This is a genomic window from Roseovarius sp. SK2 (genome assembly GCF_028807495.1).
GTDB classification, from domain to species: domain Bacteria; phylum Pseudomonadota; class Alphaproteobacteria; order Rhodobacterales; family Rhodobacteraceae; genus Roseovarius; species Roseovarius confluentis.
On record NZ_JARAMK010000018.1, the window covers coordinates 1 to 26165 of the forward strand.

Here is a 26165-nt window from a genome sequence, read left to right on the forward strand (position 1 = left end):
TCTGGGCTATCGCCCGCCTGCGCCAGAAGCCATAGTCCAGATGGACCAAAGGCCGATCATGCACTAACAATCAAATTGGACCACTTAGATGGGGCCGATCAGTACTGCCAACCTGCCGACTATGCTGGACCTCCGGTTTGGCGAGGATTTTGTCTTTAACGCCTACGCTTTTTGGCTGGCAGAGAGCCATGAACACGTGGAAACTGTGGGCTACAGGTACTGTCAGCACGCCGCCCAGGTCAGCGCGTCTGCGTCCCAGGAGAAGATGCAGCAAAGGTTGATCTCGGACCAGACGACGTCGATGACAACCGTTTTGGAATTTCTACTGGCTCAGGAGCCGGGAAAAGACCGTGACACAGCAGTGCACGCTTTTTCCGTGCGCGAATACCATGCCACGATGCGGTTGCTACAGAACACGCTTGGAGTCACACAGGCAACGCAGATTGACGAGGTCGCGCATTTGATGGACGCCCGTCTTGCGGTCTTTGCCCCCTGGGCGCGCGAGATCCTGCGGCAGCGGGAAAGAGCCGACGGCCTTCAGCCCCGAATTGCCGATCGTTAGTGTTCGCGCCAGGAACACGTTCTACGATTGGGGTGGCATTCAGCCTCGCCCATTCGCTAAGAACAGAGATGTTTACATACGACCGGCCTGGGTCAGGCTGGGCTGACATGAAACGAAACGAGGATCACGGCCATGCCAAATGTCACTCCTGTTATACTTTCCGGCGGCTCTGGGACTCGGCTTTGGCCGCTCTCGCGCAAGGGGCATCCTAAGCAATTCACCTCGCTTATCGGCCAAACCTCGCTGTTTCAGCAGGCGGCGACGCGGCTTTCGGGACCTGGCTTTGAACCGCCCATCGTCATCACTCATGCCGATTTTCGGTTCGTCGTGCTTGATCAACTCAGGGACATCGAAGTTGATCCGGGGCTTGTGCTGATTGAGCCCGAGGGGCGCAACACGGCGCCCGCGGTGTTGGCGGCCACGTTGGCCGCGCTTGCCGAAGATCCGGACGCGATTCTGCTTGTGGCGCCTTCGGACCATGTCATTCCCGATGCGCCAGCCTTTCGTGACGCCGTGACACGCGGGCTTGAAGCGGTCGAAGAGGGCCGGCTAGTGACATTCGGGATCGAACCGGACCGGGCCGAGACCGGCTATGGCTATCTTGAGCTGAACTCTGTCCCTGATCAGGATGGCAGACCCGAAGAGCTCAAGCGTTTCGTGGAAAAGCCCGATGCGGATCGGGCCGAGCAGATGCTGGCCGCTGGAAATTACCTTTGGAACGCCGGTATCTTTCTTTTTGCCGCAAAAGACATGAAGGCTGCGTTTGAAGCTTATGCGCCCGACCTGTTGGCTCCGGTCACCGCCGCGGTCGAGCAGGCGGAATCCGATCTGGGTTTTGTGCGTCTGGCACCTGATACTTGGGCGCAGGCCGACGATATCTCGATCGATTACGCGGTGATGGAAAAGGCCGACGCCCTGTCTGTCGTCCCGTACCGGGCCGGCTGGTCTGATCTGGGAAGTTGGGAAGCGGTGGCCCGCGAGATGGGCCAGGACGAAGAGGGCATCGCCGCCGAAGGGCCAGTGACGGCCATTGACTGCAAGGATGTCATGTTGCGTGCCGAGGATCCCGATCAGGAACTGGTGGCAGTAGGTGTCAGCGACCTCTTGGTCGTCGCGATGAAGGACGCGGTTCTCGTGGCGGATCCTGCCCGTGCCCAAGACGTCAAGCTGGCCGTATCGACGCTGAAGGAAAAAGGCGCGCGCCAGGGTGAGCTTTTTGCCATGGATCACCGCCCGTGGGGGCATTTCGAGACCTTGGCGGCAGGTGACAGGTTTCAGGTCAAGCGTATCGTCGTCAAACCCGGCGCGCAATTGTCCCTGCAAAGCCACCATCATCGGTCTGAACACTGGATTGTCGTGGCCGGTACGGCACGTGTCACCATCGGTGACGAAGTGCAACTCGTGACCGAGAACCAGTCGGTGTACATCCCGCTTGGGATGAAACATCGGATGGAGAATCCGGGGAAGGTGCCAATGATCCTGATAGAAGTGCAAACCGGCACGTATCTGGGGGAGGATGACATCGTACGATTTGATGACATCTATGCGCGCGGCCAAGGCGCAAAAGGGTAGCTTTCTTGTTCAGGGCGCCGCCTGTTGAGTTGGGAAACAAGTATCGGTTTCGTGCATGTTTTGGACTGACCCGGAAAGGCTCTAGATGCTCTGGTCGTATTCGCCCACGGAAGGTTCGGTGCGGATGACGGTGTCGATCTCGGCGAAGATGGCGCGCATTTCCTCGTCTGACGTGGCGCTTTCGCAGACCACGACGAGGTTTGGGGTGTTGGACGATGCGCGGACGAGGCCCCAGCTGCCGTTTTCCAAGATCACGCGGGCGCCGTTGACGGTGACCACTTCCTTGATGGGCTGGTCGGCAAAGGTTTCGCCCGCCTCGTGCTTGGCGACGAGTTTCTGCACCAAGCGGTCGAGCACGTCGTATTTCTCGGTGTCGGCGCAATGGGGCGACATGGTGGGGGTGGACCAGGTCGTGGGCAGGGCGCGGCGCAGGTCGGACATGGACATGTCGGGATTGCGGTCCATCAGCTTGCAGATTTCCACCGCGACACGCATGCCGCAGTCGTAGCCGCGGCCCACCGGCTGGGCTAGGAAGTAGTGGCCGGATTTTTCGAACCCTGCCAGTGCGCCCAGTTCCTTGACCCGGCGCTTCATGTGGCTGTGGCCGGTTTTCCAGTAGTCGGCTGTCACGCCGTTCTTTTGCAACTCGGGGTCGGCGGCGAAAAGGCCGGTGGATTTGACGTCGGCCACGAAGGTCGCATTGGGATGCAGTTTGGAAAGGTCGCGGGCCAGGATGACGCCCATCTTGTCGGCGAAGATCTCTTCGCCCTCGTCATCGACCACGCCGCAGCGGTCGCCGTCGCCGTCGAAGCCGAGGGCGAAATCGGCGCCCGATTCCTTTACCGAAGCGGCCATGTCGTGCAGCATTTCCATGGCTTCGGGGTTGGGGTTGTAGTTTGGAAATGTGTAATCGAGCGTGTTGTGCGAGGGGATGACCTCGACCCCCAGACGCTCGAAAAGCTCGGGCGCGAAGGCCGACGCGGTACCGTTGCCGGTGGCGCAGACGACGCGCAGTTTCCGGGTCATGCGGAAGTCGCCGACGAGGTCGTCGAGATAGGCCTCGCGCACGCCCTCGACGAATTCGTAGCCGCCCCCCGAATGGGGTTCGCCTTCGCCATTCAGTACGATGTCGCGCAACTCTCCCATCTCGTCGGGGCCGTGGGTGAGGGGGCGGTCGAAGCCCATCTTGACTCCGGTCCAGCCGTTCGGGTTATGCGAGGCGGTGACCATGGCGACGGCGGGTACGTCGAGGTGGAACTGCGAGAAGTACGCCATGGGCGAGAGCGCCGGGCCGATATCCTTGACGTGGATGCCAGCCTGCATCAGGCCGACGATCAGGGCGTTCTTGATCGACAGCGAATAGTCGCGGTAGTCGTTGCCGACCGCGATCACCGGGTCGATGCCGCGGCGGCGCATCTGGGTGCCGAGACCGAGGCCGAGGGAGGTGATGCCGGGCAGGTTGATCTCGTCTGGGTATTTCCAGCGGGCGTCGTATTCACGAAAGCCCGTGGGCGTGATCATCGGGTCGCGGAGAAATTCCCAGGTGTTCTGGGTCACGTCGGCGGCAGGCTTGGTCACGGAAATACCTTTAGTTTGGATCGATGCGGCAAGGATATTCTTTTGCCAGCCTGTCGAATTGCATGAGGCTGTGCAAGAGGGCGGGCATCTGGTCGAGCGGGATCATGTTGGGCCCGTCCGAGGGCGCGGTGTCGGGCGCCTCGTGCGTCTCGATGAAGACCGCCGCGATGCCCAAGCTGACGGCGGCACGGGCCATGACCGGGGCAAACTCGCGCTGGCCGCCGGAGCTGCCGCCCTGGCCGCCGGGCTGTTGCACGGAATGGGTGGCGTCCATCACCACCGGATAGCCGGTGGCGGCCATTTGCGGCAGGGCCCGCATGTCCGCGACCAGGGTGTTGTAGCCAAAGGAGGTGCCGCGTTCGGTCAGCAGGATGCGGGTGTTGCCGGTGCTCTCGATCTTGGAGATGACATTGGGCATGTCCCAAGGGGCGAGGAACTGGCCTTTCTTGACGTTGATCGCGGCGCCGGTTTCGCCGGCGGCGAGCAGGAGGTCGGTCTGGCGGCAGAGGAAGGCGGGGATTTGCAGGATGTCTACGACCTTGGCCACCGGGGCGCACTGGTCGGGCAGGTGAATGTCGGTCAGGACCGGCACGCCGAGCGCATTCTTGACGGATTGCAGGGTCTTCAGCCCTTCGTCGATGCCGAGGCCGCGCTTGCCCGACAGGGACGTTCGGTTGGCCTTGTCGAAGGACGCCTTGAAGACGTACTGGGCACCGGCGGCGGCGCAGGCCTCTTGCATTTTGCCCGCGATCATTTGGGCGTGATCGGCGCTTTCCAGCTGGCAGGGGCCGGCGATGACGGTGAGCGGCGCGTCGTTTCCGACGCGCAGGTCTGCGATTTCAACTGTTTTCATGTCTTACGACGAAACCTGTTCCTTGAGCACCGATGCGGTCAGCGACAGCAACAGGTAGATACCGCCGAAGATCAGGAACGCAAGCAAAGTGTTCTCGAACTTGCGCGGATAGGAGGGATCCTGCGAAGCGACGGGTTTCACGGCGACTGTCAGGTAGCGGACTTGCTTGTTCGCCTCGATCTCGGACTGGCGCTTGGTTTCCAGCGCGGATTGCAGGACCATGTCGGAGGTGGCGAGATCGGCCTGTGCCATCTGGATCTCGGCAGCCTGGCTGGCGAGCGAGGCGTTTTCCTCGGTCGCCTCGGTCAGGCGGGCGTTCTGCTTGGCGAGTTCTTGAGACAGGACCTCAACTTCGGAGCGCAGGGCCTCGACCCGGGCGGTGTTGGGGCGGGAGTTGGCCAGCTGGGTGTTGAGCGCCAGCTGCTTTTCCTGCAGCTGCAATTCGACGTTGCCAATGAGCTGGCGGATGTTGGCGATCTCGCCTTCGGGGTCGAGGATCGAGCCCTCCTGCAATTCGACGAGGCGGCGCTGGGCGGCGCGGCGTTCATCCTTGGCCTCTTGCAGCGCGGCCTCGGCGGTCTTGACGGCATCGAAACGTTTTTCCTGGCTGAGTGCGTCGACGCGTTCCTCGGCGTATTCGATCAGCTTCTCGGAGAACTCCTGGCTGGTTTCGGGGTCGGCGGTGGCGACCTCAAGCCGGATCACGCCCTCGGTCGGGTCATAGCCGAGGTTCACGTATTTCTCATAGACCTTGTAGGCGTCCTCGTTCGTTGCATCGGGCTCGAGACGCTGGATCGGGTCGATCTCTTTGCCGCTGAACATCGCCTTGAAGCCCACATCCTCGTTCAGGCGCAGCATGGCATCCTTGGATTCGAGGTAGGATTGCACCGCGATTGAATCCTGCCCGGTGGCGAATTGCGAAGGCAGAAGGCCGCCCAGCCCGCCCTGGCCACTGCCGCCGCCGTCGGCGGTGATGATCAGGAACTCGGACTTGGTGGAATACATCGGCGTGGCGATGGCATAGAAATAATAACCCGCGATCAACGTCGGCAGCATCACGAATGCCGCCAGCCGCGACATGAGCAGCAGCATCTTCTTGCGGCGGCGCGAGGCGATGTCGCGCTGGATCTTCTGGATTTCGTGGGCGCGCCGGTCGGCCGGGCTGAGCTCGGTCGAGGGCAATGCGATCTGGCCCACCGGCACGGTCTGGGGCAATTGCACGCGTTCGCCGCCGGTTTCCGCGGGCAGCGTGTTTTCGCCGCCCGAGACAAGCTCGACGATGTTGGAACGCTGGAACGGGTCGATGCCGCGGGCGCGCAGGAGGCGGACCGCGTCGAAATCGGAGGTGGGGGCCAGCCCATGTTTCTGGGCCATGCGGCGAGCCATGCGCAATTGCCGGCCGGTCAGGCCTTCCTAGCGGATATCGTCGATATCCTGAGACACCGAGACCTCGCGGGTCGAAGATACTTCGCCCTCGTGCACCGGGGCGTGCTGAGTGTCGTCCACTGGCGGTTGTGGGGTGGTTTCCGGCGTCTGCTGCAACTCGTCTTCGACGCCGGTCTCGGGGCCGGGCCCGGCGGCATGTCCGTTGCCCGACACGGTGCGGCGGATGCGAAACTTTCTAGCCTTGGGTTTCGTAGTCATAGAGCCTCTTTGCCTCTTCCAAGGTGTCGAAAATATGCAGTTTGCCATCCATCAGGACGGCTGCCTCTCGCGCGAATTTCTCGAGCGTGGCGGGCTGGTGCGATACGATCACCACTGTGGTTGTACGCAGGCGTTCCCGAAGGATGTCGCCCGCGCGCCGGTTGAATTCAACGTCGGTGGAGCTGGGCATGCCTTCGTCGATAAGGTACATGTCGAAATCCAGCGCCAGCATCAACGAAAAGGTGAAGCGCGATCTCATGCCCGAGGAATACGTGCCGAGCGGCTGGTCGAAATATTCGCCAAGGTTGCAGACATAGCGGCAGTATGCCTCGACATAGTCGGGGTCGAGCCCGTAGAGCGTGGCGATGTAGCGCGCGTTTTCCTTGGCCGAGACGCGGCTGATGACGCCGCCCATGAAGCCCAAGGGGAAAGAGATGCGGCAGCCGCGCCGGATCTCGCCCTCGTCGGGTTTCTCAAGGCCCGCCATCATCTTGATCAGGGTGGTCTTGCCCGTGCCGTTGGGGGCCAGGATGCCGAGCGAGCGGCCAAGCTCCACCCGGAACGAGACGCGGTCAAGGATCACCTTGCGCTGGGTGCCCGTCCAGAAGGACTTGCTGACATTGTCGAACTCGAGCATCCAGAAGCTCCGTCGCTGCTCTTGACCCTCGTTTAGCGAGGTTTTGTTGCGGCTGCGTTAGCCATGATCCCGTACATTATGTCGGAATTGTCCACGATGTGACAACAAATCGGGGCAAATTTGTGTGCATGGTAAGAAAAAACGAGGAAGCGGCGCGAAAGCCCGGGAAGCTCTCGCGCCGCGTGGTCGAGGTGAAGGGGTCTTGCAGGATCAGGCGACGGCGTGCCACGCCATCCCGGCCAGAACGGCGCCGGTGAGCCCGAAGCCGAAATAGGCAAAGAAAATCCGTGGCTTGACTAGCGCCCAGACGGCGATGGCGGCGGGGATGCAACTGACGCCGCCTGCGATGACGAAGCTCATCGCGGCACCTTGGCTCATGCCTTGCGCCAGCAGGGCATCGACCAGCGGCACGGCGGCATAGCCGTTGAGGTAGGCCGGCGCGCCGACAAGCGCCCCGAGAAGGATCGTTCCGATGCCGTCGCCGCCCAGCACCGTGGCGATGGTTTCGGCGGGGATGTATTGCAGCATCACCGCCTCGATCACGTAGGCCAGCGTCAGCCATTTCAGCAGGAAGATGCCGTTGTCGATGACGTTCTCGCGGAAGGTGGCGGTGCGCTCGTCTTCGGCCCAGAAACGCCAGACAGGGCTGCCTTGGAACGGCTTCTTCGCACCGCAGCACCCGCCGGTCTGGCGGTTTTCGCGCAGGGGGTCGGCGAATAGGGGCGAGCGGGCGAGCGCCATGGTGACGAAGCCGCCCATGAGGCCAACACCCACCGCGGCGGCGGCCTTGGCGACGGCGAAATCCCAGCCGATCGTTCCGGAGGTGATGAGGAACATGGCCGGGTCCATCAGCGGCGAGGCAAGCCAGAAGGCCATCACGGCCCCAAGCGGCGCGCCGAGCGCCAGCATGGCGGCGATGAAGGGAATGACCTCGCACGAGCAGAAGGGCGACAGGCCGCCCAGGAGAGCCGCGAGGAAGATCATGCGAACCTGCCGCCCCTCGAAGGCCTTGGCCAGCAGGGTCTCGGCGCCGGTGGCCTTCATGTAGGCCACGGCGAGGACGGCGAAGACGATGAAGGGCGCGGTGTGCAGGAGCGCGCCCGCGGTGAAGGTCACTGTCGGCCAGAATTGCGGCGGGTCAAGCACGGCCACGGCGGAGAGGATCAGCGCCAGCGCCAGCCACGCCTTGTCGAGGCTCGCCCATCTGCGGCGCAGGGTGGTGGCGGAAATGTCAGCCATGGTCGTGGTCCTTTGGATCATCGTGCGCGCAATGGTCCCTGTCGGCACAGCATTCGCGCAGCAGAAAGTCGGCCAGCGCGTGCAACTCGTCATAGGCGACAGCGGCGCAGATGATGCTGCGGCCCTGTTTTTCCTGCCGTACGAGCCCGGCCTGCGCCAGAATCTTCATGTGATGGGTCAGGGTCGAGCCTGCAACCCCGGCGCGTTCACCCAACTCGCCGATGCGCAGCCCTTCGGGACCGGCGCGCACGAGGGTGCGCAGCACGGCGAGACGTTGTTCGGAGCCCAGCGCGGCAAAGGTCGAGGCGGTGAGGGCGAGATCGAGGTCGGGAATCGAGGTTTGTTTCATGTTTCTAGAATTATCGAAATTAGCGTCGCTTGCAAGCCATATTTCTAGAAATATCGAAATGACATGCTCCGTGAGCCCTGTGGAGCCCCTTTAACATCGCGCTGCACTGCGGTATGAGCGGCGCAAAGAGACCCGAACCGAAGAGGATTTCCCAAGATGGGTTACAAAATCGTCGTCGCGGGCGCCACGGGCAACGTGGGCCGCGAAATGCTGAACATCCTGGCCGAGCGCCAGTTCCCTGTCGACGAGATCGCGGTACTTGCCAGCCGCCGGTCCATCGGCACAGAGGTCAGCTTTGGCGATCAGACATTGAAAACCAAGGACATCGACGGGTTCGATTTCACTGGCTGGGATATGGCGCTGTTTGCCATCGGCTCGGAGGCCACCAAGAAATACGCGCCGATCGCGGCCAAGGCGGGCTGCGTGGTGATCGATAACTCGTCGCTGTACCGCTATGATGCCGATGTGCCGCTGATCGTGCCGGAGGTGAACCCGGATGCGATCATGGGCTATACCAAAAAGAACATCATCGCGAACCCGAACTGTTCCACTGCTCAGATGGTCGTGGCGCTGAAGCCGCTGCATGACCGCGCGAAGATCAAGCGGGTGGTGGTCAGCACGTACCAGGCGACCTCGGGCGCGGGCAAGGAAGGCGTCGACGAGCTGTGGGACCAGACCAAGTCGATCTACAACCCCACGGACGAAGTGCCGCCGAAGAAGTTCCAGAAGCAGATCGCCTTCAACGTCATTCCGCATATCGATGTCTTCATGGAAGACGGGTCGACCAAGGAAGAATGGAAGATGGTGGTCGAGACGAAAAAGATCGTGGACCCAAAGATCAAGGTCACGGCGACCTGCGTGCGGGTGCCGGTGTTCGTAGGCCACGCGGAATCGGTGAATATCGAGTTCGAGGAGTTCCTGGACGAGGACGAGGCGCGCGACATCCTGCGCGAGGCGCCGGGTATCATGGTCGTCGACAAGCGCGAGGACGGCGGATACGTCACGCCGATCGAATGCGTGGGCGATTTCGCCACCTTCATCAGCCGCATCCGGCAGGACAGCACGATCGACAACGGCATCAACCTGTGGTGCGTCAGCGACAACCTGCGCAAGGGCGCGGCGTTGAACGCGGTGCAGATCGCGGAAACGCTGGGCAACCGGGTGTTGCAGAAGGGCTAAGCCCCTACCATCGCTGTGAAATTCCGGCCGCGCCGTCCTTTCCCAAGGGCGGCGCGTTTTCTTTTCGTGAAAAAATTTCACGGTGCGGCCAAGAACGGCGGACTTGCGCGCGTCACATGAGAGACCGATCATCCGGCCAATTATCCTGGAGTAGACACCATGCGTTCGCTTTCCCTGATCATCCTTGCCGCCCTGCCGTTTCCCGCGCTGGCCGAAGACTTCGCCCTGTCGAGTGACGTGGGCGCGGTCACGCTTTACCCGCAAGGCGCCACCATTACGCGGCAGGTGCCTTACAGCATCCCGGCGGGTCAGCATCAGCTGATCCTGACGGATTTGCCGCGGTCGACGCCGCTCGCTTCTGTTCGCGTGGCGGTCGAGGGCGCGGCGATGGGCAGCGTCACGACGCGACGCGATTTCGTGCCGCCGCGCACCGAGGAAGACACCGCCGCGTTGCAGGCCGCCCGCGCCGAGGTGGAGCGGCTGGAAGACGAGTTGCGGGATGCCCGCGCCGCGGTCGAGACGATCCGACTGGAGGCCGAGGCGGCGCGGGCGCGAGTAGCGTTTCTTGAGAAACTGGGCGAAGGAGAGGGCGTGACCGAGCTGGACATTGCCGAGTTGCGCGACCTGTCGGCGATGATCGGAGAAGAGACCTTGGCGGCGCTTCGCAACGCTCAGGATGCCGAGCGGCGCGCCGATGCAGTGGCGCGGTCGCTGGAAGATCTGGAAGAAGAGCTGGAGCGTGCGAAACAGGCCGAGGCCGCGCTCGTGCCCGAGGACGAGGACCGCGCGATGCTGGCGGTCGCCGTCAGCGCCGAGGCCGCCGCCGAGGGCGTGCTGACGGTGACCTACAACACCGACGCGGCCGGGTGGGAGCCTGTCTATGACCTGCGGCTGGATCGGAGCAGCGGCACGCTGACGCTGGAACGGGGCGCCTACGTGGCGCAGTCGACGGGCGAGAACTGGCAGGCGGCGGAACTGACCCTGTCGACCGTGCGCCCCAGCGAGCAGACCGCCCCGAGCGAGGTGTGGCCATGGCTGCGCCGGATCTACGAGGAGCAGATGCCGCAACCGCCCATCCCGCTGGCGCGCAGTGCCGCCGAGTCGAACATGGCGGCGGGGGCCGCCAAGGAAGAGGCGATGGCGGTCATGCCCGAGCCTGTCGCCGCTGCCGCCGATTTCGACGGGCTGTCCGTGACCTACAGCTATCCGGGCACGGTGTCGGTCGCCACTGGGGCGGACCGGGTACGCCTTGCGCTGGGCACGCTGGAGACGCAGGCCGAAACGGTCGCCAAGGCGGTGCCGCTGAACGACCCCAGCGCGTTCCTGGTGGCGGAGTTCACCAACGACATGGGCGAGCTGATCCTGCCCACCGCAGAGGCGAGCTTTTACCTGGACGGGCGCTTCGTGGGGCAGCGGCACCTTGATCTGATTTCGGCGGGCGAAGAGGCGGAACTGTCCTTTGGCCCGATCGAGGGGCTGCGCCTGACGCGTACGGTCGAGGACCGGGCCGAGGGCGACCGCGGCGTGATCTCGAAATCCAACCGGATCTCCGAGACGGTGCGCATCGAGGTCGAAAACCTGACCGGCGAGAGCTGGGCGTTGCGGGTGCTGGACCGGGTGCCCTATTCCGAGCAGGAGGACCTCAAGATCAACTGGGAGGCCAGCCCCGCCCCGACCGAGGAGGGCGTCGACGACAAACGCGGCGTGATGGCGTGGGAGTTCGAGCTGGGCGCGGGCGATACGCAGGAGATCCGCCTGGAGCACACGATCCAATGGCCGGATGGCATGATGCTACGCTGAGGCGGTTCGCGGCCCGAAAAGCCGCATGCGCCGCCCACGCGGGCACGGTGCATGCGGCGCGCGGCAGCTAGACCGGGACGAAGCCTTTTTCCTCGGGCAGGTAATGCTCGATCACGCCTTCGCCGATATCGTGCCAGAGGCCGTGCAGGGTGAGGTTGCCCGATTCGATGGCTGCTGCCACGAAGGGGAAGGTGACGAGGTTTTCGAGGCTGACGAGCACGGCCTGCTTTTCCAATGCCGCCACGCGTTCTTCGGTATCCTTGATCTTTTTCACGCGTTCGTAGCCGGGGCGCAGGATATCCATCCAGCGGCCCACGAAGCTGGTCTTGTCGTTGAGTTCCGGCGCCTCGCCCGAGCACATCGCGTCGCAGCCGCGCACGCCGCCGCAATTGGAATGGCCCAGCACGATGACGTGCGCGACCTTTAGCGCGGTGACGGCGTATTCCACCGCCGCCGAGGTGCCGTGCTGCTGGCCGTCGGGGGTGAAGGGCGGCACGAGGTTGGCGATGTTGCGGTGCAAAAAGAATTCGCCCTGGTCGGCACCGAAGATGGCGGTGACATGCACGCGGCTGTCGCAGCAGCAGATGACCATCGCGCGGGGGTGCTGGCCTTCTTGCGCCAGGTGGCGGTACCAGGCCTGGTTGTCCTGGTATTTCGTGGCCTTCCAGCCCTTGTAGCGTTGCACGAGATAGCTGGGGAGCGGGCGGACTCTCTTCATGGTGGCGCCTTTGGATCTGTCACGGTTCCTAACGGTGATAATCTGGATTCTAGAAGAATTCGAGATAGAAATTGGTCGGCGGCAAACCAATTCAAAAGGCTTTGCCGGTATGGTTGGCCCTGCCGAGGGGGCATGGAAATGTGGGAAAGACCGTGGAAAGAATTACTCTTTTGAACCAGACCGAGGTCGTGCAGCTGGACCAGGGGTGGCTGGAGCAGCTTTACCTTCAACTCGGCGAGGCCGGGGCCGAGGATGTCGTCTGCCGTGCACTGGAAGAAGTGGCGGTGCGCTTGTCGCATACAGAGCGGTGCTTTCGCCGCAACCAGGTACAGGACATGCGCAAGAGCGCCCGGAGCCTGATCGCCATTGCCGAGCAGGTCGGGATGAGCAAGCTGGCGGGCGTGGCACGGGACGTGACGCTGAGCATCGACCTGTGTGACAAGGTAGCGGTGGCGGCCACGCTCGCGCGGTTGCTCAGGATCGGCGAGAGCTCTTTGCATGAAATCTGGGACGTGCAGGATTATTCTGTCTGAGGCCTTGCAGGTGCGGCGCTTAAGGCTAGGCTGAGCGGGAACGAAACCATCCCGGGACATGCGCCATGCCGCTTGAGTTTGCACCGGACGGGGCTGATGCCCTTCCGCTTCACGTGATCGAACAGGACGCGCTGGAGGATTGGCTGTCAGGCCAGTCCGCCAATGTGACGACATGGGTGAATGCGGCGGGATTCACCGGCGGGCTGGGCCAGTCGCTGCTGGTGCCGGATGGTAATGGCGCGCCGGAGATGGCGTTGGCAGGCTATGGTACCGAGGCCGCACGCAGGCGGGGGCGGTTTCACCTTGCCGGGCAGGCCGCGAGCCTGCCCGAGGGGGTCTATCGTCTGGAAGGGCTGGCGCCGGAGCGGGCCGCGGAAGAGGCGCTGGGCTGGCTGTTCGCGGGCTATGCCTTTGACCGCTACAAGGATCAGAAACCCGCCAAGGCGACGCTTGTGGCCCCCGAGGGGGTCGATGCGGCCCGGCTGGAGGCGATTGCCGCCGGCGAGGCGCTGACGCGCGACCTGATCAACACGCCCGCGTCGGATATGGGGCCGGTCGAGCTGGAGGCGGCCTGCGCCGACCTGGCCAAGGAGCAGGGCGCGGTGATCGAGGTCATTCGCGGCGAGGCGCTGCTGGACGAAAACTTTCCGATGATCCACACGGTGGGGCGCGCCGCCGATCAAGCACCCAGGCTGATCGACATGCGCTGGGGCGATACGGGGCCCAACCTGACGCTTGTGGGCAAGGGCGTGTGTTTCGACACCGGGGGGCTGAACCTGAAGCCCGGGGCCAGCATGGGTCTGATGAAGAAGGACATGGGCGGCGCCGCGACGGTGCTGGGGCTGGCGCGGATGATCATGGCGCTGAAGCTGCCGGTGCGCTTGCGGGTGCTGATCCCGGCGGTGGAAAATTCCGTCAGCGGCAATGCATTTCGCCCCGGCGACATCCTGACCGCACGCAATGGCATGACGGTGGAAATCAACAACACCGACGCCGAAGGGCGGCTTGTGCTGGCCGATGCGCTGAGCTTTGGGGCCGAGGATGAACCGGACCTGATGATCTCGATGGCGACGCTGACCGGGGCCGCACGGGTGGCGGTGGGGCCGGATATCGCGCCGTATTTCACCGATGACGGGGTGCTGTCCGGCGCGCTGGACGCGGCGGCGTTGGAGGTGGCAGACCCTGTCTGGCGCCTGCCGTTCCATGAGCCCTACGAGGCTATGATCGAGCCGGGGATTGCCGATCTGGACAACGCGCCCAAGGGCGGGTTTGCCGGGGCGATCACGGCGGCGCTGTTCCTGCGGCGGTTCGCCGGGGCTACGCGATACGCGCATTTCGACATCTACGGCTGGAGCCAGAGTGCTGCGCCGGGTCGTCCCAAAGGCGGGGTAGGTATGGGCGCACGGGCGCTGCTTGAGGCTTTGCCCGAGGTGCTGACGCTGTGACCGACCGCCGGCGGCTGCATTCCAACGGCCGCGTGGCCGATGCGGGCCTTCTGGGACAGGTCGAGGCGGAGTTGTTCGTGGAAGGCGAAGACCGGCAGGTGATCGTGCCTGTCACGCCAATCCTGTCGGAGCCGGAGGGCAAGCGCGAGCGTGAACTGGTCTTTGGCGAGGGTGTGCGCCAGCTGGAGGAGCGGGACGGCTGGGTCTTTGGCTATGCGCTGCGCGATGGGTATGCGGGGTATATCGGGGCCGGTGATCTTGCCTTGCCGAAAGGGCCGCCGAACCATGTGGTGCGGGCGCGAATGTCCTATGCGCTGGGGGAGCCGGATTTCAAGGCGAAGACCGAGCATCTTGCGCTGAGCCTTGGGGCCTGGGTGAGCGTGACCGGCACCGAGGGGCGTTGGGCCGAGATCTTGGCACCGGAGGGCCGGATGTACGTCCCGGCGGTGCATTTGCGCGTGGCCCGCGCGGTCGAAGCCGATCCAGTGGGCGTGGCAGAGCGACTTGTGGGCACGCCCTATGTGTGGGGCGGGAACTCGGCGCTGGGGATCGATTGTTCGGGGCTGGTGCAGGTCGGGTGCCTGGCCTGCGGCGTGGCCTGCCCCGGCGACAGCGACATGCAGGAGGCGGAGCTTGGTGAGGCGCTGCCCGAAGACGCGCCGTTGCAGCGTGGCGATTTGCTGTTCTGGAAAGGGCATGTGGCATGGGTGGTTGACCCCGAGACGATCCTGCATGCCAATGCGTATCACATGGCCGTCGCTTATGAACCATTGCAAAAGGCCATCGCGCGGATCGAGGCGCAGGGGGACGGGCCGGTGACGGGCCGCAAGAGATTGGAGACAAAGCCATGAGTGACCCGTTCTTTCAGCCTGTTTCCGGGTTCGAGCTGCCGCGTTTCGCCGGTGTGCCGACCTTCATGCGGTTGCCGCATCTGCTGCCGGATCATGCGCGGTATGGCGACGTGGATGTGGGGATCATCGGGGTGCCTTGGGACAGCGGAACGACGAACCGCCCCGGGCCACGCCACGGGCCGCGGCAGTTGCGCGATGCGTCCACCATGATCCGGGCGCAGCATGCGGTGAGCGGCGTGCGGCCGTTCGAGGCGCTGAACTGTGCCGATCTGGGCGATGTAGGGCCGAACCCCGCTGATATCGCGGACAGCATGGAGCGGATCACGAACTTTTACCAAGGCGTCGTGGATGCCGGGATCACGCCGCTGACGGCGGGGGGCGATCACCTGACCAGCCTGCCGGTGCTGCGTGCGGTCGCCAAAAACGGCCCCCTGGGCATGGTGCATTTCGACAGCCATACGGACCTTTTTCACAGCTATTTCAACGGCCAGATGTACACCCACGGCACGCCCTTCCGCCGCGCGGTGGAGGAGAGTCTGCTGGACCCCAAGCGCGTGGTCCAGATCGGGCTGCGCGGCAGCATGTACGATTCCGAGGACCGCGATTTCGCCCGCGCCGAGGGCATCCGGCTGATCCTGATCGAGGAGTTCTTCGAACGAGGCGTGGCCGACGTGATGGCCGAGGCGCGTGAGATCGTGGGGGATAAGCCCGCTTACGTGTCCTACGACATCGACTTCGTAGATCCGACCTTTGCGCCCGGGACCGGCACACCCGAAGTGGGCGGTCCGAACTCGTACGAGGCGTTGCAGGTCTGCCGGGAACTTGAGGGCGTCAATATCGTGGGCGCCGACATGGTCGAAGTGTCGCCGCCGTTCGATGCCAGTGGGAACACGGCCTTTCTGGGCGTGTCGATCATGTTCGAGATCCTGTGCGTAATGGCCGCGGGACGCGCAAAATGAGTGCGATCGTCAATACCGAGCAGGCCGAGCATTGGTCGGGCAAGGCGGGCGAGGTCTGGGTGCGTGAACAGGCAATGTTCGATGGGCTGATGGCGCCGGTGCTGGACTTGTTGCTGGCGCGGGCAGGACTGCAAACCGGGAGCCGCGTGGTCGATATCGGCTGCGGCACAGGCGCTGGGTTGATCGCCGCGGTGGAGCTCGTGGGCGAGGGCGGCCACGTGATCGGGCTGGACGTGTCGGAGCCGATGCTGGAGCTGGCGAAAGAGCGGCTGGAGTCAGAGGGCGTGACCAATGCGACCTGCCTTTTGGCCGATGCGCAGGTGCATCCGTTCGGCGACATGGCGGCGGATCACCTGGTGTCGCGCTTTGGCGTGATGTTCTTTTCCGATCCCGTGGCAGCCTTTGCCAACATGCGGGGCGCGTTGAAACCGGGCGGGCGCATGACCTTCGTGTGCTGGGCCGGGATGGACGGCAACCCCTGGTTTCGCATCCCTGCCGAGGCGGCGAAGGCCGTGGTTGGCGCGCCCCCACAACAGGACCCGCGTGCGCCGGGGCCGATGGCATTTTCAGAGGCGGATTACGTGCGGGATATTCTGGGGCAGGCCGGGTTCGAGGGGATCGGGCTGACCACGGAAGAAATCACGCTGACGCCCATTGGCGACCTTGAGCAGAATGCCACCTTCGCGTCACGCGAAGGGCCCGCCGGGAGGATCGTCAAGGACATGGGCGGTGGTCGCAAGGACTATGTCGCCGTGGCGGCGAAGCTGCGCGAGGCCTTGAAAGCGTTCGAGACCCCGGACGGCGCGCTGCGCATTCCGGGGCGGGTGCACATGGTCAGCGCGACCGCAGGCGGTTGAGCACCTCGCGCGAGGCGTAGCCGTCAACCTTCATGCCCGCGCTTTGCTGGAAGCCCATGATCGACTTGGACGTGTTCGGCCCGATGATGCCGTCGATCTTTTCCAGCGGATAGCCCATCTGCTTCAGCCGGCGCTGGATTTCCTTGCGTTCCTCGAAGCTGACGGGGGTATAGCCGCGCGGCCAACTGGCCTGGATCGCGGGGCCGCCCTTGATGCGGTCGGACAGGTGCCCGACGCCGATCGCGTAGGCGTCGGCATTGTTGTAGCGCTTGATCACGTCGAAATTGGAAAAGACCATGAAGGACGCGCCGGCAGGCCCCGCCGGTTGCAGGATGCGGGCCGAGCCGTAGTCGCGCACCGGGCGGCCATCGACGCCGACGACGCCCTGCGCGGCCCATTGCGAGGGCATCCGGCTCGTGTTGCCGAAGCGGGCGCCATTGGGCACGCGCACTTCGACGCCCCAGGGCATGCCCTTGCGCCAGCCGAAACGCTTGAGATAGGCGGCGGTGGAGGCGAGCGCGTCGGAGGGATCATTGGACCAGATGTCGCGGCGCCCGTCACCTGTGAAATCCACGGCATAGGCTTCATACGATGTGGGAATGAACTGCGTATGGCCCATCGCGCCGGCCCAGGAGCCGGTGAAGTTTCGCGGCGTGGTGTCGCCGTTCTGCAGGATCTTCAGCGCCGCCATTAGCTGTTTCTCGAAGAAATCGCCCCGGCGGCCGTCGAAGGCCAGCGTCGAGATCGCCTCTATCACGGGGATGTCGCCCATGCGGGTGCCGTACTTGCTTTCCAGGCCCCAGACGGCGGTGACGACCTCGGCCTCGACGCCGTAGGCCTGTTCGATCCGGTTCAGGGCGCGGCGGTGGCGGCGCAAGGCGTTTTGGCCCATGCCGACACGTTCGGGCGAGGCGGCGCTGTCGAGGTAATCCCAGATCTGGCGTTTGAACTCGGCCTGGTTGCGGTCTTTTGAGACCACGTCCGCGTTATAGTTGATGCCGCGGAAAGCGGCGTCGAAGACCTGCGCCCTGATCCCGCGCGACAGGGCGCGACCGCGGAACGAGCGGACCCAATTGTCGAAGGCGGGGTTGGAGACGCGGGTGACCTGCGCCTCGCCTGTGCTTTCGCTCAAGGCTTCGGGGCGCAATTTCGGGCGAAGGGACTTGGTCGAGACGGCGATTCGTGTGACCTGGGGCGTCGGCGTGGCCGCCTGAGCCGCTGCGGGCCGTACGACGGGCCGGATCGACGATTCGAGGGCCGTGGCCGCCGCGCCGCCGGACAGAAGGGCAGCGCCCAGAACTGGAAAGAGATACCTGACAAACATTGCTCGCCCCTTTTGGATGGGTTTGATTGGAGCATAGCCTGAAACAGAGTGTTTCAAAAGTGTTCAATGATGGGGCCGGGCGAAGTGTCGCCGTTCTTCAGGCCGTGTCGCAGGTCATGGCGGCAAGGCATTCGCGCAGGAGGATCGCGCGGCGGGGGCGGAAGGACGCGCCGGTCAGTTCCAGCCCGTGCATCCGGTCGAGGCGGAAGGCGCGGAAATCGTCGCGCAGGTGGCAGAAGGCCAGAAGGCAGAGCGAGGATTGCATGAGGACGACCGACAACGGGTCGACCTCGCGCGTGGTTTCGCGGCCCTCGGCGTCGGAATAGTCGAAACGGATGGTCTTTTCCTCCCACGTGGCGCGGCGCAGGCGGGCGGTGTCGACGCCGGATTGCGGCAGAGGGGTAAAGCGGCGGGCCGAGAGCACGGCGTGATCCAGCCGGTGCGCCTGCGCCTGCGGCAGGCGGGCGCGCAGCTTGGCCAGCGCCGATTGCGCGGCTTCAGCCAAGGTGCTGTCGCCCACCTCTTCGACCTCGCGCAGGCCCAACACAAGCGCCTCGAGTTCGTCCTCGTCAAAGTTGAGCGGGGGCAGGGCGGCGTCCTCGATCAGGCGGTAGCCGAAGCCCGCCGCACCGTCGATCACGGCGCCAAGACCGCGAAGGGCGTCGATGTCGCGATAGATCGTGCGAGCGGTCACGTCGAGCCGGTCCGCCAGCGCCTGCGCCGTGGCGGGGGGCGGCACGATGCGTAGGGCCTGCATCAATTTGAAAAGGCGTTCAGTCCGGGTCATGGCGCGGAGTATGCTGCCACATGGTGACAAGATTTGTCAGCATAGTTTGGCCGCAGGCGACGCGATGAACCTGTCACGGCAGCGAAATCTTTCCAGTGTCGTCTTGAATTGGGACGGAGCCTGCTCAGATTCGCTGCAACGCGTCTGATGCGCGGGATTGGAGTTACCTGAATTGGATATCGTCTTCGTGATCGCCGGGCTTGCAGGCCTGATCCTTGGCGGTGAATTGCTGGTGCGCAACGCGGTGCAACTGGCGCGGGGGATAGGCGTGTCGCCGCTTGTGATCGGGCTGACCATCGTGGGGTTTGGCACCTCGGCGCCGGAACTGGTGACCAGCTTGCAGGCGGCGTGGGTCGGTGCGCCGGGGATCGCGCTGGGCAACGTGGTGGGCAGCAATATCGGCAATACGCTGTTGATCGTGGGGATTGCGGCCTTGATCTCGCCCATTCTTGTGGCGCGGCGGGCACTGGCGCGGGACGGGGCCGTGATGCTGGGCGCGACGTTGGTCTGTGCGGCGCTGGTAATGAGCGGCGAGATGGGGCGCTTGGCCGGGCTGGGGCTCGTGCTCGCGCTGGCGGGCTACCTGGCCTTTACCTTCATGGCAGAGCGCAAGGGGCCGACGGCGGCGGGCGAGGTGTATGCCGCGGAAGGCGATTTGTTGCCCGAAGCGCCGGTGCGGGCGGGCCGTGCGGCGCTGGGGCTGTTGATCGGGCTGGTTGTTATCCTGGCCGGGGCGCGGTTCCTGGTGTCCGGGGCCGTGGGGCTGGCGCAGATGCTGGGGATGAGCGACGCGGTGATCGGATTGACCGTGGTGGCAATAGGCACGTCGATGCCGGAGCTAGTGACCTCGGTGCTGGCGGCCCGCAAGGGGCACGGCGAGGTGGCGTTCGGGAACATCATCGGCAGCAACATCTTCAACATCCTCGGCATACTGGGGGCGACGGTCTTGGTGGTGCCGATGGCCGCACCCTTGCCGATCACGGGGGTGGACCTGGCCGTGTTGGTGGGGTCGGCGGTGGTGTTCGTGGCGTTCGCCTTTACCGGCGCGCGGATCGATCGGCGTGAGGGGGCCGTGCTGCTGGCGGCCTACGCTGCTTATATTGTCTGGCTGTTGGCGAGCATCTAGCGGCGTTTCCGGGGCAGTTATGAAAATGCATTGTTTTCTGCGTTCGAAGAGGCAGCGAAAAGCGTTTCAATTCATCCCGGAAACGCCTTAGCGACGCTTGCGTGAGACCTTGCGCTTGGTCTTGTCGGACTTGTGCTTTTCGCGCGCCAGCTTGCGCTTGGGGCCGCCGCGCCCGCCCTTGGGCTTGCCGCGTCCCCGCCCCTTGCGGGGCGTGTCCGAACCGCCGGGCGTGATCGTCTTGCCGTCGAGCCGCACGAGGTCGAGCGCGAGACCGCCGGTGACAGGTGCCGCCTCGCTGAGGCGGACGACGACGCGCTGACCGAGTCCGATGACCATGCCGGTGTCGGACCCCATCAGGGTGCCGCGGTCGCGGTCGAGGTGGAAATACTCGTTGCCAAGCGCGCGCATCGGGATGAGGCCGTCGGCGCCGGTCTCGTCCAGCCGGACAAAGGCGCCGAACTTGGCGATGCCGCTGATCCGCCCGGTGAATTCCTCGCCCACGCGTTCCGACAGGAAGGCGGCGAGGTAGCGGTCATTGGTGTCGCGCTCGGCCATCATCGAGCGGCGCTCGGTTTCCGAGATATGCTCGCCGATGCTTTGCAGGCGCTCCTCGTCGGATTTCGACAGGCCGTCCTCGCCCCAGCCATGCGCCGATATGAGCGCCCGGTGTACGATCAGGTCGGCATAGCGCCGGATGGGCGAAGTGAAATGCGCGTAAGATTGCAGGGCGAGGCCGAAATGCCCGAAGTTGGAGGGTGCATAATAGGCCTGCGTCATGGAACGCAGGGTGGCGAGGTTGATGACTTCGACGTGGTCCGTGCCCGCCGCCCCGTGCAGTAGCTGGTTAAGGTGAGCTGTCTTCAGCACCTGGCCCTTGGCCAGCGTCAGGCCCGCGGCCTCGGCCACTTCGCGCAGGGTGTCGAGCTTCTCTGGCGGTGGTTCCTCGTGGACGCGAAACAGGAGCGGGGATTTCTTGGCAATCAGCGTCTCGGCGGCGGCCACGTTGGCCAGCACCATCATGTCCTCGATCAGCTTGTGGGCATCGAGGCGGTCGGCGAAGTTGACGGAGGTGACCTTGCCTTCGTCGCTGAGCACGACCTTGCGTTCGGGCAGGTCGAGGTCGAGCGGTTGGCGGTTGGCGCGCGCCTCCTGCAGGGCGGCGAACGCCTCGTAAAGCGGGTTTATGACCTCGTCCATGAGGGGGCCGCATTTGTCGTCCGGGTCGCCGTCGCGGGCAGCCTGTACCTGCTGGTAGGTGAGCGAGGCGGCGGAGCGCATCAGGCCGCGCACGAAGCGGTGGCCGATCTTTGTCCCGTGGGCGTCGACCTGCATGCGCACGGCGATGCAGGCGCGGGGCACGCCTTCGTGCAGCGAACAGAGATCGCCGGACAGCCGGTCGGGCAGCATCGGCACGACGCGATCGGGGAAATAGCTGGAGTTGCCGCGCTTGCGGGCCTCGGCATCGAGGGCCGAGCCGGGGGTGACGTAGCAGGCGACATCGGCGATGGCGACCCAGATGACGTGCCCGCCCTCATTTTTGGGGTCGTCGTCGGGATGGGCCCAGACGGCATCGTCGTGGTCGCGGGCGTCGGCGGGGTCGATGGTGACGAGCGGCAGGTCGCGCAGGTCTTCGCGGCCCTTGAGGCCTTGCGGTTTCTGTGCGTCGGCCTCGGCGATGACGTCATCGGGGAAATCGTCGGGAATGCCGTGCTGATGGATGGCGATGAGCGACACGGCCTTGGGCGCGGTCGGGTCGCCCAACCGGTCCAGGATGCGGGCCTGCGGCAGGCCCATGCGTCCCTTGGGCCCGGCCTGTTCGGCCTCGACCAACTCGCCATCCTTGGCGCCGCCTGTGGCGGAGGGTGCCACGGTCCATTCCTTGCCGTCGCCCTTGTCGATCGGCAGGATGCGCCCGCCCTCGGCGGTTTTCTTGAAGATGCCCAGCACCTTGCGCGGGTTGGTCCCGATCCGGCGAATGAGTCGCGCCTCGTAGTGATGCGCCTCGCCCTTGACCTCTTGCAGGCGGCCCAGGATGCGGTCGCCGGGGCCGAGCGCGGGATCGCTGGCGCGGGGGATCAGCAGGACGACCGGTTCCACCCCCTCGCCATGCCATTCCAGCGGGCGCGCCAGCAGCTCTCCATCGGGGGTCTGGTCACTGACTTGCAGCACGCTCACGGGTGGCAGCTTGTCGGGGTCGCGATAGGTTTTCTTGCGCTTTTCCAGATGCCCCTCGGCCTCGAGCTCCTTCAGGATGCGCTTGAGGTCGATCCGCGCCGCCCCCTTGATGCCGAACGCCTTGGCGATGTCCCGCTTGGAGGTCAGGGTCGGATTGTCCGAGATCCATTGCAGGACCTGTGATTTGGAGGGCAATTCGCTCATGCAATGGCACCTAGCACGAAGGTGGGGTGCGTTCCATGCGAAGATTGCCGACGCGGCCCGCCGCACCTTCTTTTTCTTGCCGGAAATACTCTCGGGGGTCTGGGGGTGAAACCCCCAGCCGGTCGACGCGGGCCTTGCCCGTGGCGAAACCGGTCACAGTGCTTTCAGGTCCTTGATCGTATCCACGTCCTGCAACGTATCGACAAGACCAATGCGCGCGCCCGGCAAGGTCTCCCTGCTGTCGGCCAGCGCATGTTCGGTGGACCACCGGACGCCTTGCAGGAAATTCGGGGGAACGGCGCTGGTGCGTTTCATCCCGATCAACCAGTAGCCACCATCGGGGGCCGGGCCGAAGACCGCGTCCTGCCGTCCGAGCGTGGCAAAGGCGCGGGCGATATGGGCGCGGGTGATGCCGGGAATGTCGCCGCCGACGATGCAGACCGGGCCGGGCGGGCGGGTCCGCATGACTCGGGCCATGCGGGCACCGAGGTCGCCGGGGCCCTGGGGTCTGCGCTCAAGATCGGCAGGCCAGGCGCGGCTGGTGAGGCCCGCAACGTCCGGGGCGACGGCCAGCACGAGGTTCCAGCGGGGATCGCGCAGGCGGCGCAGCAGGCCGGCGGTCTGGTGGCGGACCCACCAGGTTGCGTCAACCGTGCCGATATCGCGGGCCAGGCGGGTTTTCACCCGGCCCGGGCGCGGGTCTTTCAGCATGACGACAAGCTGTCGCCGGATCACGCGAAATAGTCTTTCAGAACGCGGGCATAGATTGCCTTGAGCTGTTCGATCTGAGCCACCTCGACCCGTTCGTCGACCTGGTGCATGGTCTGGCCCACGAGGCCGAATTCCACGACCGGGCAGTGATCCTTGACGAAGCGCGCGTCCGAGGTGCCGCCGCTCGTGGACAGGACGGGCGTGACGCCGGTTTCGGCCTCGACCGCGCTCGACACAAGCTTTGACAGAGGGCCGGGCGGGGTGAGGAAGCTTTCGCCGGAGTTCTTGACCTGCATGTCGCCGCGCACGCCGAACTCGGCGCAAACGTCATCGAGTTCCGATTGCAGCCAGTTCGTCAGGCTGTTGCCGCTATGGGAATCGTTGTAGCGGATGTTCACGGTCATGCGCGTGGACTCCGGGATCACGTTGGTCGTCGGGTTGCCGGTGTCGATGGTCACCACGGCCAGCGTCGAAGGGTCGAAATGGTCGGTTCCCTCGTCCAGACTGTGCGACGACAGGCGATCCACCAGCCGCGCCATTGCCGGCAGCGGGTTGCAAGCGCGGTGCGGATAGGCGGAATGGCCCTGCACGCCGGTGAGCGTGATCCAGGCGGACAACGAACCGCGCCGGCCGATCTTCATCATCTCACCCATGGTTTCGGGGCATGTGGGTTCTCCGACAAGGCAGGCGGTCATTGCCTCGCCTTCGGTTTCCATCCAGTCGAGCAGGGCAAGCGTGCCGTCGCGTGCATCGCCTTCCTCGTCGCCGGTGATGGCAAGGATCACCGCGCCTTCGGGAGGCGTGTCGCGGACGAAGTCGATGGCGGCGGCTGCGAATGCGGCGACGCCGGATTTCATGTCGGTGGCCCCACGGCCCCAAAGTTGGCCGTCGCGAATCTCGGCGCCGAAGGGATCGGCGGTCCAGGCTTCTGCATCGCCCACCGGCACCACGTCGGTATGGCCGTTGAAGCCGAAGCTGCGGGTGGCCTTCTTGTCGCCCCAGCGGGCGTAAAGGTTGGCGATGCCGTTGCGATCCACGCGGGTGCAGGAGAAGCCCGCGTCGGCGAGCAGACGCTCAAGCAGTTGCAGCGCGCCGCCTTCTTCGGGGGTGACCGAGGAGCAGCGCACCAGTTGCGCGGTCAGGTCAACGGGGTCGGTCGGGGCGGAGTTTTGCAGCATTTAGGGTTTCCTGTGACGTTTCGACAGACCTAGCCTGCACGGTTTGTAACCGCAAACCCGCGCCCGGAAAAAAGTTTGTCCTCGGGGCATGATCGATGACGGAAATTCTTAACAAAGCGAAAGAAACGTGTTAGTTGATCCTTAATAAATGACCCGAGGCAGGGCAAAAGAGCAGCTGGGCAAATTGCCCGACACGTTAGCAGGCACAAAAAACAAGCCGCGACGTGTCAGACCGGACCACCGGAAAAGCCGATTCTTGGCGTGTGCTGACCTTGGACGTACATGAGGTGGGCAGTATGGTCAGGGGCGTTGAAATCCCTATAGACGATCGTGCGTCGGCGGTAGAAATGGCCGAGACGATCTTTGGTGACGGTGTGCAGGTGGTCAGCGCCTCTTACACCGGTGACAAGGACTCTTCGGGGATCTACACACAAGGCAATTCGATCTCGCCGGGGGTAATGCCGTCGGACACCGGGGTGATGTTCTCGACCGGGGACCTGAATGGGTTCACCAATTCGACCTGGTGGTGGTCGAACGATTCCAATCAGTCCAGCGAGACATCGACCAGTTCCAACGGTCCCAACAACGACCTGATGTTCAATGCGGCGGCGGGGGCGCCCACATACGACGCCTCTTTCCTCGACGTCGATTTCATCCCGACCGGGGACGTGATGACGATGCAGTTCGTCTTTGCGTCGGAGGAATTTCCCGAGTACGCGACCGGCGCGTTCCAGGATTTCGTCGGTGTTTGGATCAATGGCACACAGGTTCCGCTGAGCGTGGGAGACGGGGATATCGACCCCAACAACCTGAACGCCGGGTCGAACGCGAACCTTTTCGTCGACAACACCTCGGACCAGTACAACACCGAGATGGACGGTTTCACAGTCACGATGACGCTGACGATCCCGGTCAATTCGGGCGACGTGAACTCGATCCGGATCGGGATCGCGGACGTCACGGACGCCAACTACGATTCGACGCTGATCATCGCGGGCGACAGCGTGCAGACGACGCTGGTGGCGCAGGATGATGTGTCGAACCTGTTTCCGACAGGCGCGAAGACGTTGGATGTCCTGGACAACGACGTCAACAACACCAGCGGCGCACTGACAATCACGCAGATCAACGGTCAGGACGTCGTCGCGGGCAGTACTGTTACGCTGGCCACGGGCCAGACGGTGCTGCTGAGCGCGGACGGCACCATCACGGTCGTCGGGGACGGCGACGTCGAGGAAGTCAATTTCACCTACACGGTCGAGAGCACGAACGGGCAGAGCGATACGGGCTTTGTCACGCTGAACTCGATCCCGTGTTTCGTGCGCGGGTCGCGTATTCTGTGCGAACGCGGCGAGGTGCAAGTCGAAGACCTGCGGGTGGGAGATCTGGTGGCGACACGAGACGACGGCCTGCAACCGCTGCGCTGGGTCGGCCACCGCGAGGTGGCGGGTGCCGGACCCTATGCACCGATCCGCATCTTGGCGGGCACGTTTGGCGATCATGGCGAACTTTGGCTGTCGCCGCTGCACCGGGTGCTGATCCGCGACAGCCTGGCCGAGCTGCTGTTCGGCGAGCGCGAGGTGCTGGTGGCGGCCAAGGACCTGGTCAACGACCGGAGCGTCCGGCGCATCGAGGTCGAGAGTGTGGATTACTTCCATCTGCTGTTCGACCGCCACCAAGTGATCGTGTCCGAAGGGTTGCCGACCGAGAGCTTCCTGCCCGGATCCCAGATCAAGAACAGTTTCGAGGCAGAGGTGCTGGAAGAAATTTGCACCCTTTTCCCCGAAATCAACCCGGAAACCGCCGAGGGGTACAGCCCTGCGGCACGACGGATACTGCGCGGCTACGAGGCGCAGATCCTGTCCAAGAAATGGGCGGCGTGAC

The 26165-nt window shown here is 64.3% G+C and carries 22 protein-coding genes and 1 pseudogene; 11 read left to right on the top strand and 12 right to left on the bottom strand.

The genetic code is table 11. The annotated features are described in order from the left end of the window. Window positions 1-88: 88 nt before the first annotated feature. Window positions 89-562 carry a hypothetical protein gene (locus tag PVV74_RS22050; RefSeq protein WP_274594675.1) on the top strand — a complete coding sequence of 158 codons (474 nt, stop codon included), beginning with the start codon at window positions 89-91 and terminating at the stop codon, window positions 560-562. Window positions 563-694: 132 nt separating this feature from the next. Continuing rightward, window positions 695-2134, top strand: a complete 1440-nt coding sequence (locus PVV74_RS22055; RefSeq protein ID WP_274594676.1) for a mannose-1-phosphate guanylyltransferase/mannose-6-phosphate isomerase — start codon at window positions 695-697, stop codon at window positions 2132-2134. 81 nt (window positions 2135-2215) lie between these two features. Here the strand turns inward: PVV74_RS22055 and PVV74_RS22060 are convergent, their stop codons facing one another. The 6 genes and pseudogenes from PVV74_RS22060 to PVV74_RS22085 form a co-directional block, all read right to left on the bottom strand. Continuing rightward, window positions 2216-3712 carry a phosphomannomutase/phosphoglucomutase gene (locus PVV74_RS22060; RefSeq protein WP_274594677.1) on the bottom strand — a complete coding sequence of 499 codons (1497 nt, stop codon included), beginning with the start codon at window positions 3710-3712 and terminating at the stop codon, window positions 2216-2218. 10 nt (window positions 3713-3722) lie between these two features. Then, entirely contained in the window at window positions 3723-4565 is an 843-nt protein-coding gene (kdsA, locus tag PVV74_RS22065) for a 3-deoxy-8-phosphooctulonate synthase (RefSeq protein WP_274594678.1), read from the bottom strand. Between the two features lie 3 nt (window positions 4566-4568). Then, window positions 4569-6209, bottom strand: a pseudogene (locus PVV74_RS22070) (capsule biosynthesis protein). Then, entirely contained in the window at window positions 6187-6846 is a 660-nt protein-coding gene (locus PVV74_RS22075; RefSeq protein ID WP_103763067.1) for an ABC transporter ATP-binding protein, read from the bottom strand. Before PVV74_RS22075 ends, PVV74_RS22070 begins: the two are co-directional and overlap by 23 nt. A gap of 210 nt (window positions 6847-7056) precedes the next feature. Further along, window positions 7057-8085 carry a permease gene (locus tag PVV74_RS22080; RefSeq protein WP_274594679.1) on the bottom strand — a complete coding sequence of 343 codons (1029 nt, stop codon included), beginning with the start codon at window positions 8083-8085 and terminating at the stop codon, window positions 7057-7059. Further along, window positions 8078-8434, bottom strand: a complete 357-nt coding sequence (locus PVV74_RS22085) for an ArsR/SmtB family transcription factor (protein ID WP_103763069.1) — start codon at window positions 8432-8434, stop codon at window positions 8078-8080. Before PVV74_RS22085 ends, PVV74_RS22080 begins: the two co-directional genes overlap by 8 nt. 156 nt (window positions 8435-8590) lie before the next feature. Here PVV74_RS22085 and PVV74_RS22090 point away from each other — a divergent pair, with 156 nt between their 5' ends. Both PVV74_RS22090 and PVV74_RS22095 read left to right on the top strand, forming a co-directional pair. Then, window positions 8591-9613, top strand: coding sequence for an aspartate-semialdehyde dehydrogenase (locus PVV74_RS22090; protein WP_103763070.1), 1023 nt, complete (start codon window positions 8591-8593; stop codon window positions 9611-9613). Between the two features lie 159 nt (window positions 9614-9772). After that, window positions 9773-11413 carry a DUF4139 domain-containing protein gene (locus PVV74_RS22095; RefSeq protein WP_274594680.1) on the top strand — a complete coding sequence of 547 codons (1641 nt, stop codon included), beginning with the start codon at window positions 9773-9775 and terminating at the stop codon, window positions 11411-11413. Between the two features lie 67 nt (window positions 11414-11480). Here PVV74_RS22095 and PVV74_RS22100 read toward each other — a convergent pair whose 3' ends face one another. Further along, window positions 11481-12131 (bottom strand): carbonic anhydrase, encoded by a 651-nt coding sequence (locus PVV74_RS22100; protein ID WP_274594681.1) that lies wholly within the window; start codon window positions 12129-12131, stop codon window positions 11481-11483. A 152-nt stretch (window positions 12132-12283) separates the two neighbouring features. On the opposite strand from PVV74_RS22100, the gene PVV74_RS22105 reads away from it, so the two are divergent. The 5 genes from PVV74_RS22105 (at window position 12284) to PVV74_RS22125 (ending at window position 16776) form a co-directional block, all read left to right on the top strand. Next, the gene (locus PVV74_RS22105; RefSeq protein WP_274594682.1) at window positions 12284-12664 is read left to right on the top strand and encodes a hypothetical protein; all 381 of its coding nucleotides are present in this window, start codon (window positions 12284-12286) and stop codon (window positions 12662-12664) included. 65 nt (window positions 12665-12729) lie between these two features. Beyond that, window positions 12730-14109: a leucyl aminopeptidase family protein gene (locus PVV74_RS22110; RefSeq protein WP_274594683.1), complete on the top strand. Its 1380-nt coding sequence runs from the start codon at window positions 12730-12732 to the stop codon at window positions 14107-14109. Further along, window positions 14106-14960, top strand: a complete 855-nt coding sequence (locus PVV74_RS22115; RefSeq protein ID WP_274594684.1) for a C40 family peptidase — start codon at window positions 14106-14108, stop codon at window positions 14958-14960. The genes PVV74_RS22110 and PVV74_RS22115 overlap by 4 nt, the downstream gene beginning before the upstream one ends. Further along, window positions 14957-15919, top strand: coding sequence for an agmatinase (gene speB, locus PVV74_RS22120; protein ID WP_103763076.1), 963 nt, complete (start codon window positions 14957-14959; stop codon window positions 15917-15919). Before PVV74_RS22115 ends, speB begins: the two co-directional genes overlap by 4 nt. Continuing rightward, complete coding sequence (locus tag PVV74_RS22125; protein WP_274594685.1) at window positions 15916-16776, top strand: class I SAM-dependent methyltransferase; 861 nt, start codon at window positions 15916-15918, stop codon at window positions 16774-16776. Before speB ends, PVV74_RS22125 begins: the two co-directional genes overlap by 4 nt. On the opposite strand, the gene PVV74_RS22130 is transcribed toward PVV74_RS22125, so the two are convergent. Both PVV74_RS22130 and PVV74_RS22135 read right to left on the bottom strand, forming a co-directional pair. After that, a complete protein-coding gene (locus tag PVV74_RS22130) occupies window positions 16754-18100 on the bottom strand; it encodes a lytic murein transglycosylase (protein ID WP_274594686.1) in 1347 nt (448 codons plus the stop codon). The genes PVV74_RS22125 and PVV74_RS22130 overlap by 23 nt on opposite strands. 97 nt (window positions 18101-18197) lie before the next feature. After that, window positions 18198-18887, bottom strand: coding sequence for a helix-turn-helix transcriptional regulator (locus tag PVV74_RS22135; protein WP_274594687.1), 690 nt, complete (start codon window positions 18885-18887; stop codon window positions 18198-18200). Window positions 18888-19059: 172 nt separating this feature from the next. Between PVV74_RS22135 and PVV74_RS22140 the strand changes: the two genes are divergently transcribed. Next, window positions 19060-20013: a calcium/sodium antiporter gene (locus PVV74_RS22140; protein WP_103763080.1), complete on the top strand. Its 954-nt coding sequence runs from the start codon at window positions 19060-19062 to the stop codon at window positions 20011-20013. A gap of 87 nt (window positions 20014-20100) precedes the next feature. Here PVV74_RS22140 and rnr read toward each other — a convergent pair whose 3' ends face one another. The 3 genes from rnr to dapE all read right to left on the bottom strand — a co-directional run bounded on the left by rnr (window position 20101) and on the right by dapE (window position 24281). Then, complete coding sequence (gene rnr / locus PVV74_RS22145) at window positions 20101-22392, bottom strand: ribonuclease R (protein WP_274594688.1); 2292 nt, start codon at window positions 22390-22392, stop codon at window positions 20101-20103. 153 nt (window positions 22393-22545) lie between these two features. Beyond that, a complete protein-coding gene (locus PVV74_RS22150; RefSeq protein ID WP_274594711.1) occupies window positions 22546-23124 on the bottom strand; it encodes a TIGR04282 family arsenosugar biosynthesis glycosyltransferase in 579 nt (192 codons plus the stop codon). Further along, window positions 23124-24281: a succinyl-diaminopimelate desuccinylase gene (dapE, locus tag PVV74_RS22155; RefSeq protein ID WP_274594689.1), complete on the bottom strand. Its 1158-nt coding sequence runs from the start codon at window positions 24279-24281 to the stop codon at window positions 23124-23126. The genes PVV74_RS22150 and dapE overlap by 1 nt, the downstream gene beginning before the upstream one ends. A gap of 296 nt (window positions 24282-24577) precedes the next feature. On the opposite strand from dapE, the gene PVV74_RS22160 reads away from it, so the two are divergent. Next, complete coding sequence (locus tag PVV74_RS22160) at window positions 24578-26164, top strand: Hint domain-containing protein (RefSeq protein ID WP_274594690.1); 1587 nt, start codon at window positions 24578-24580, stop codon at window positions 26162-26164. Window position 26165 lies beyond the last annotated feature (1 nt).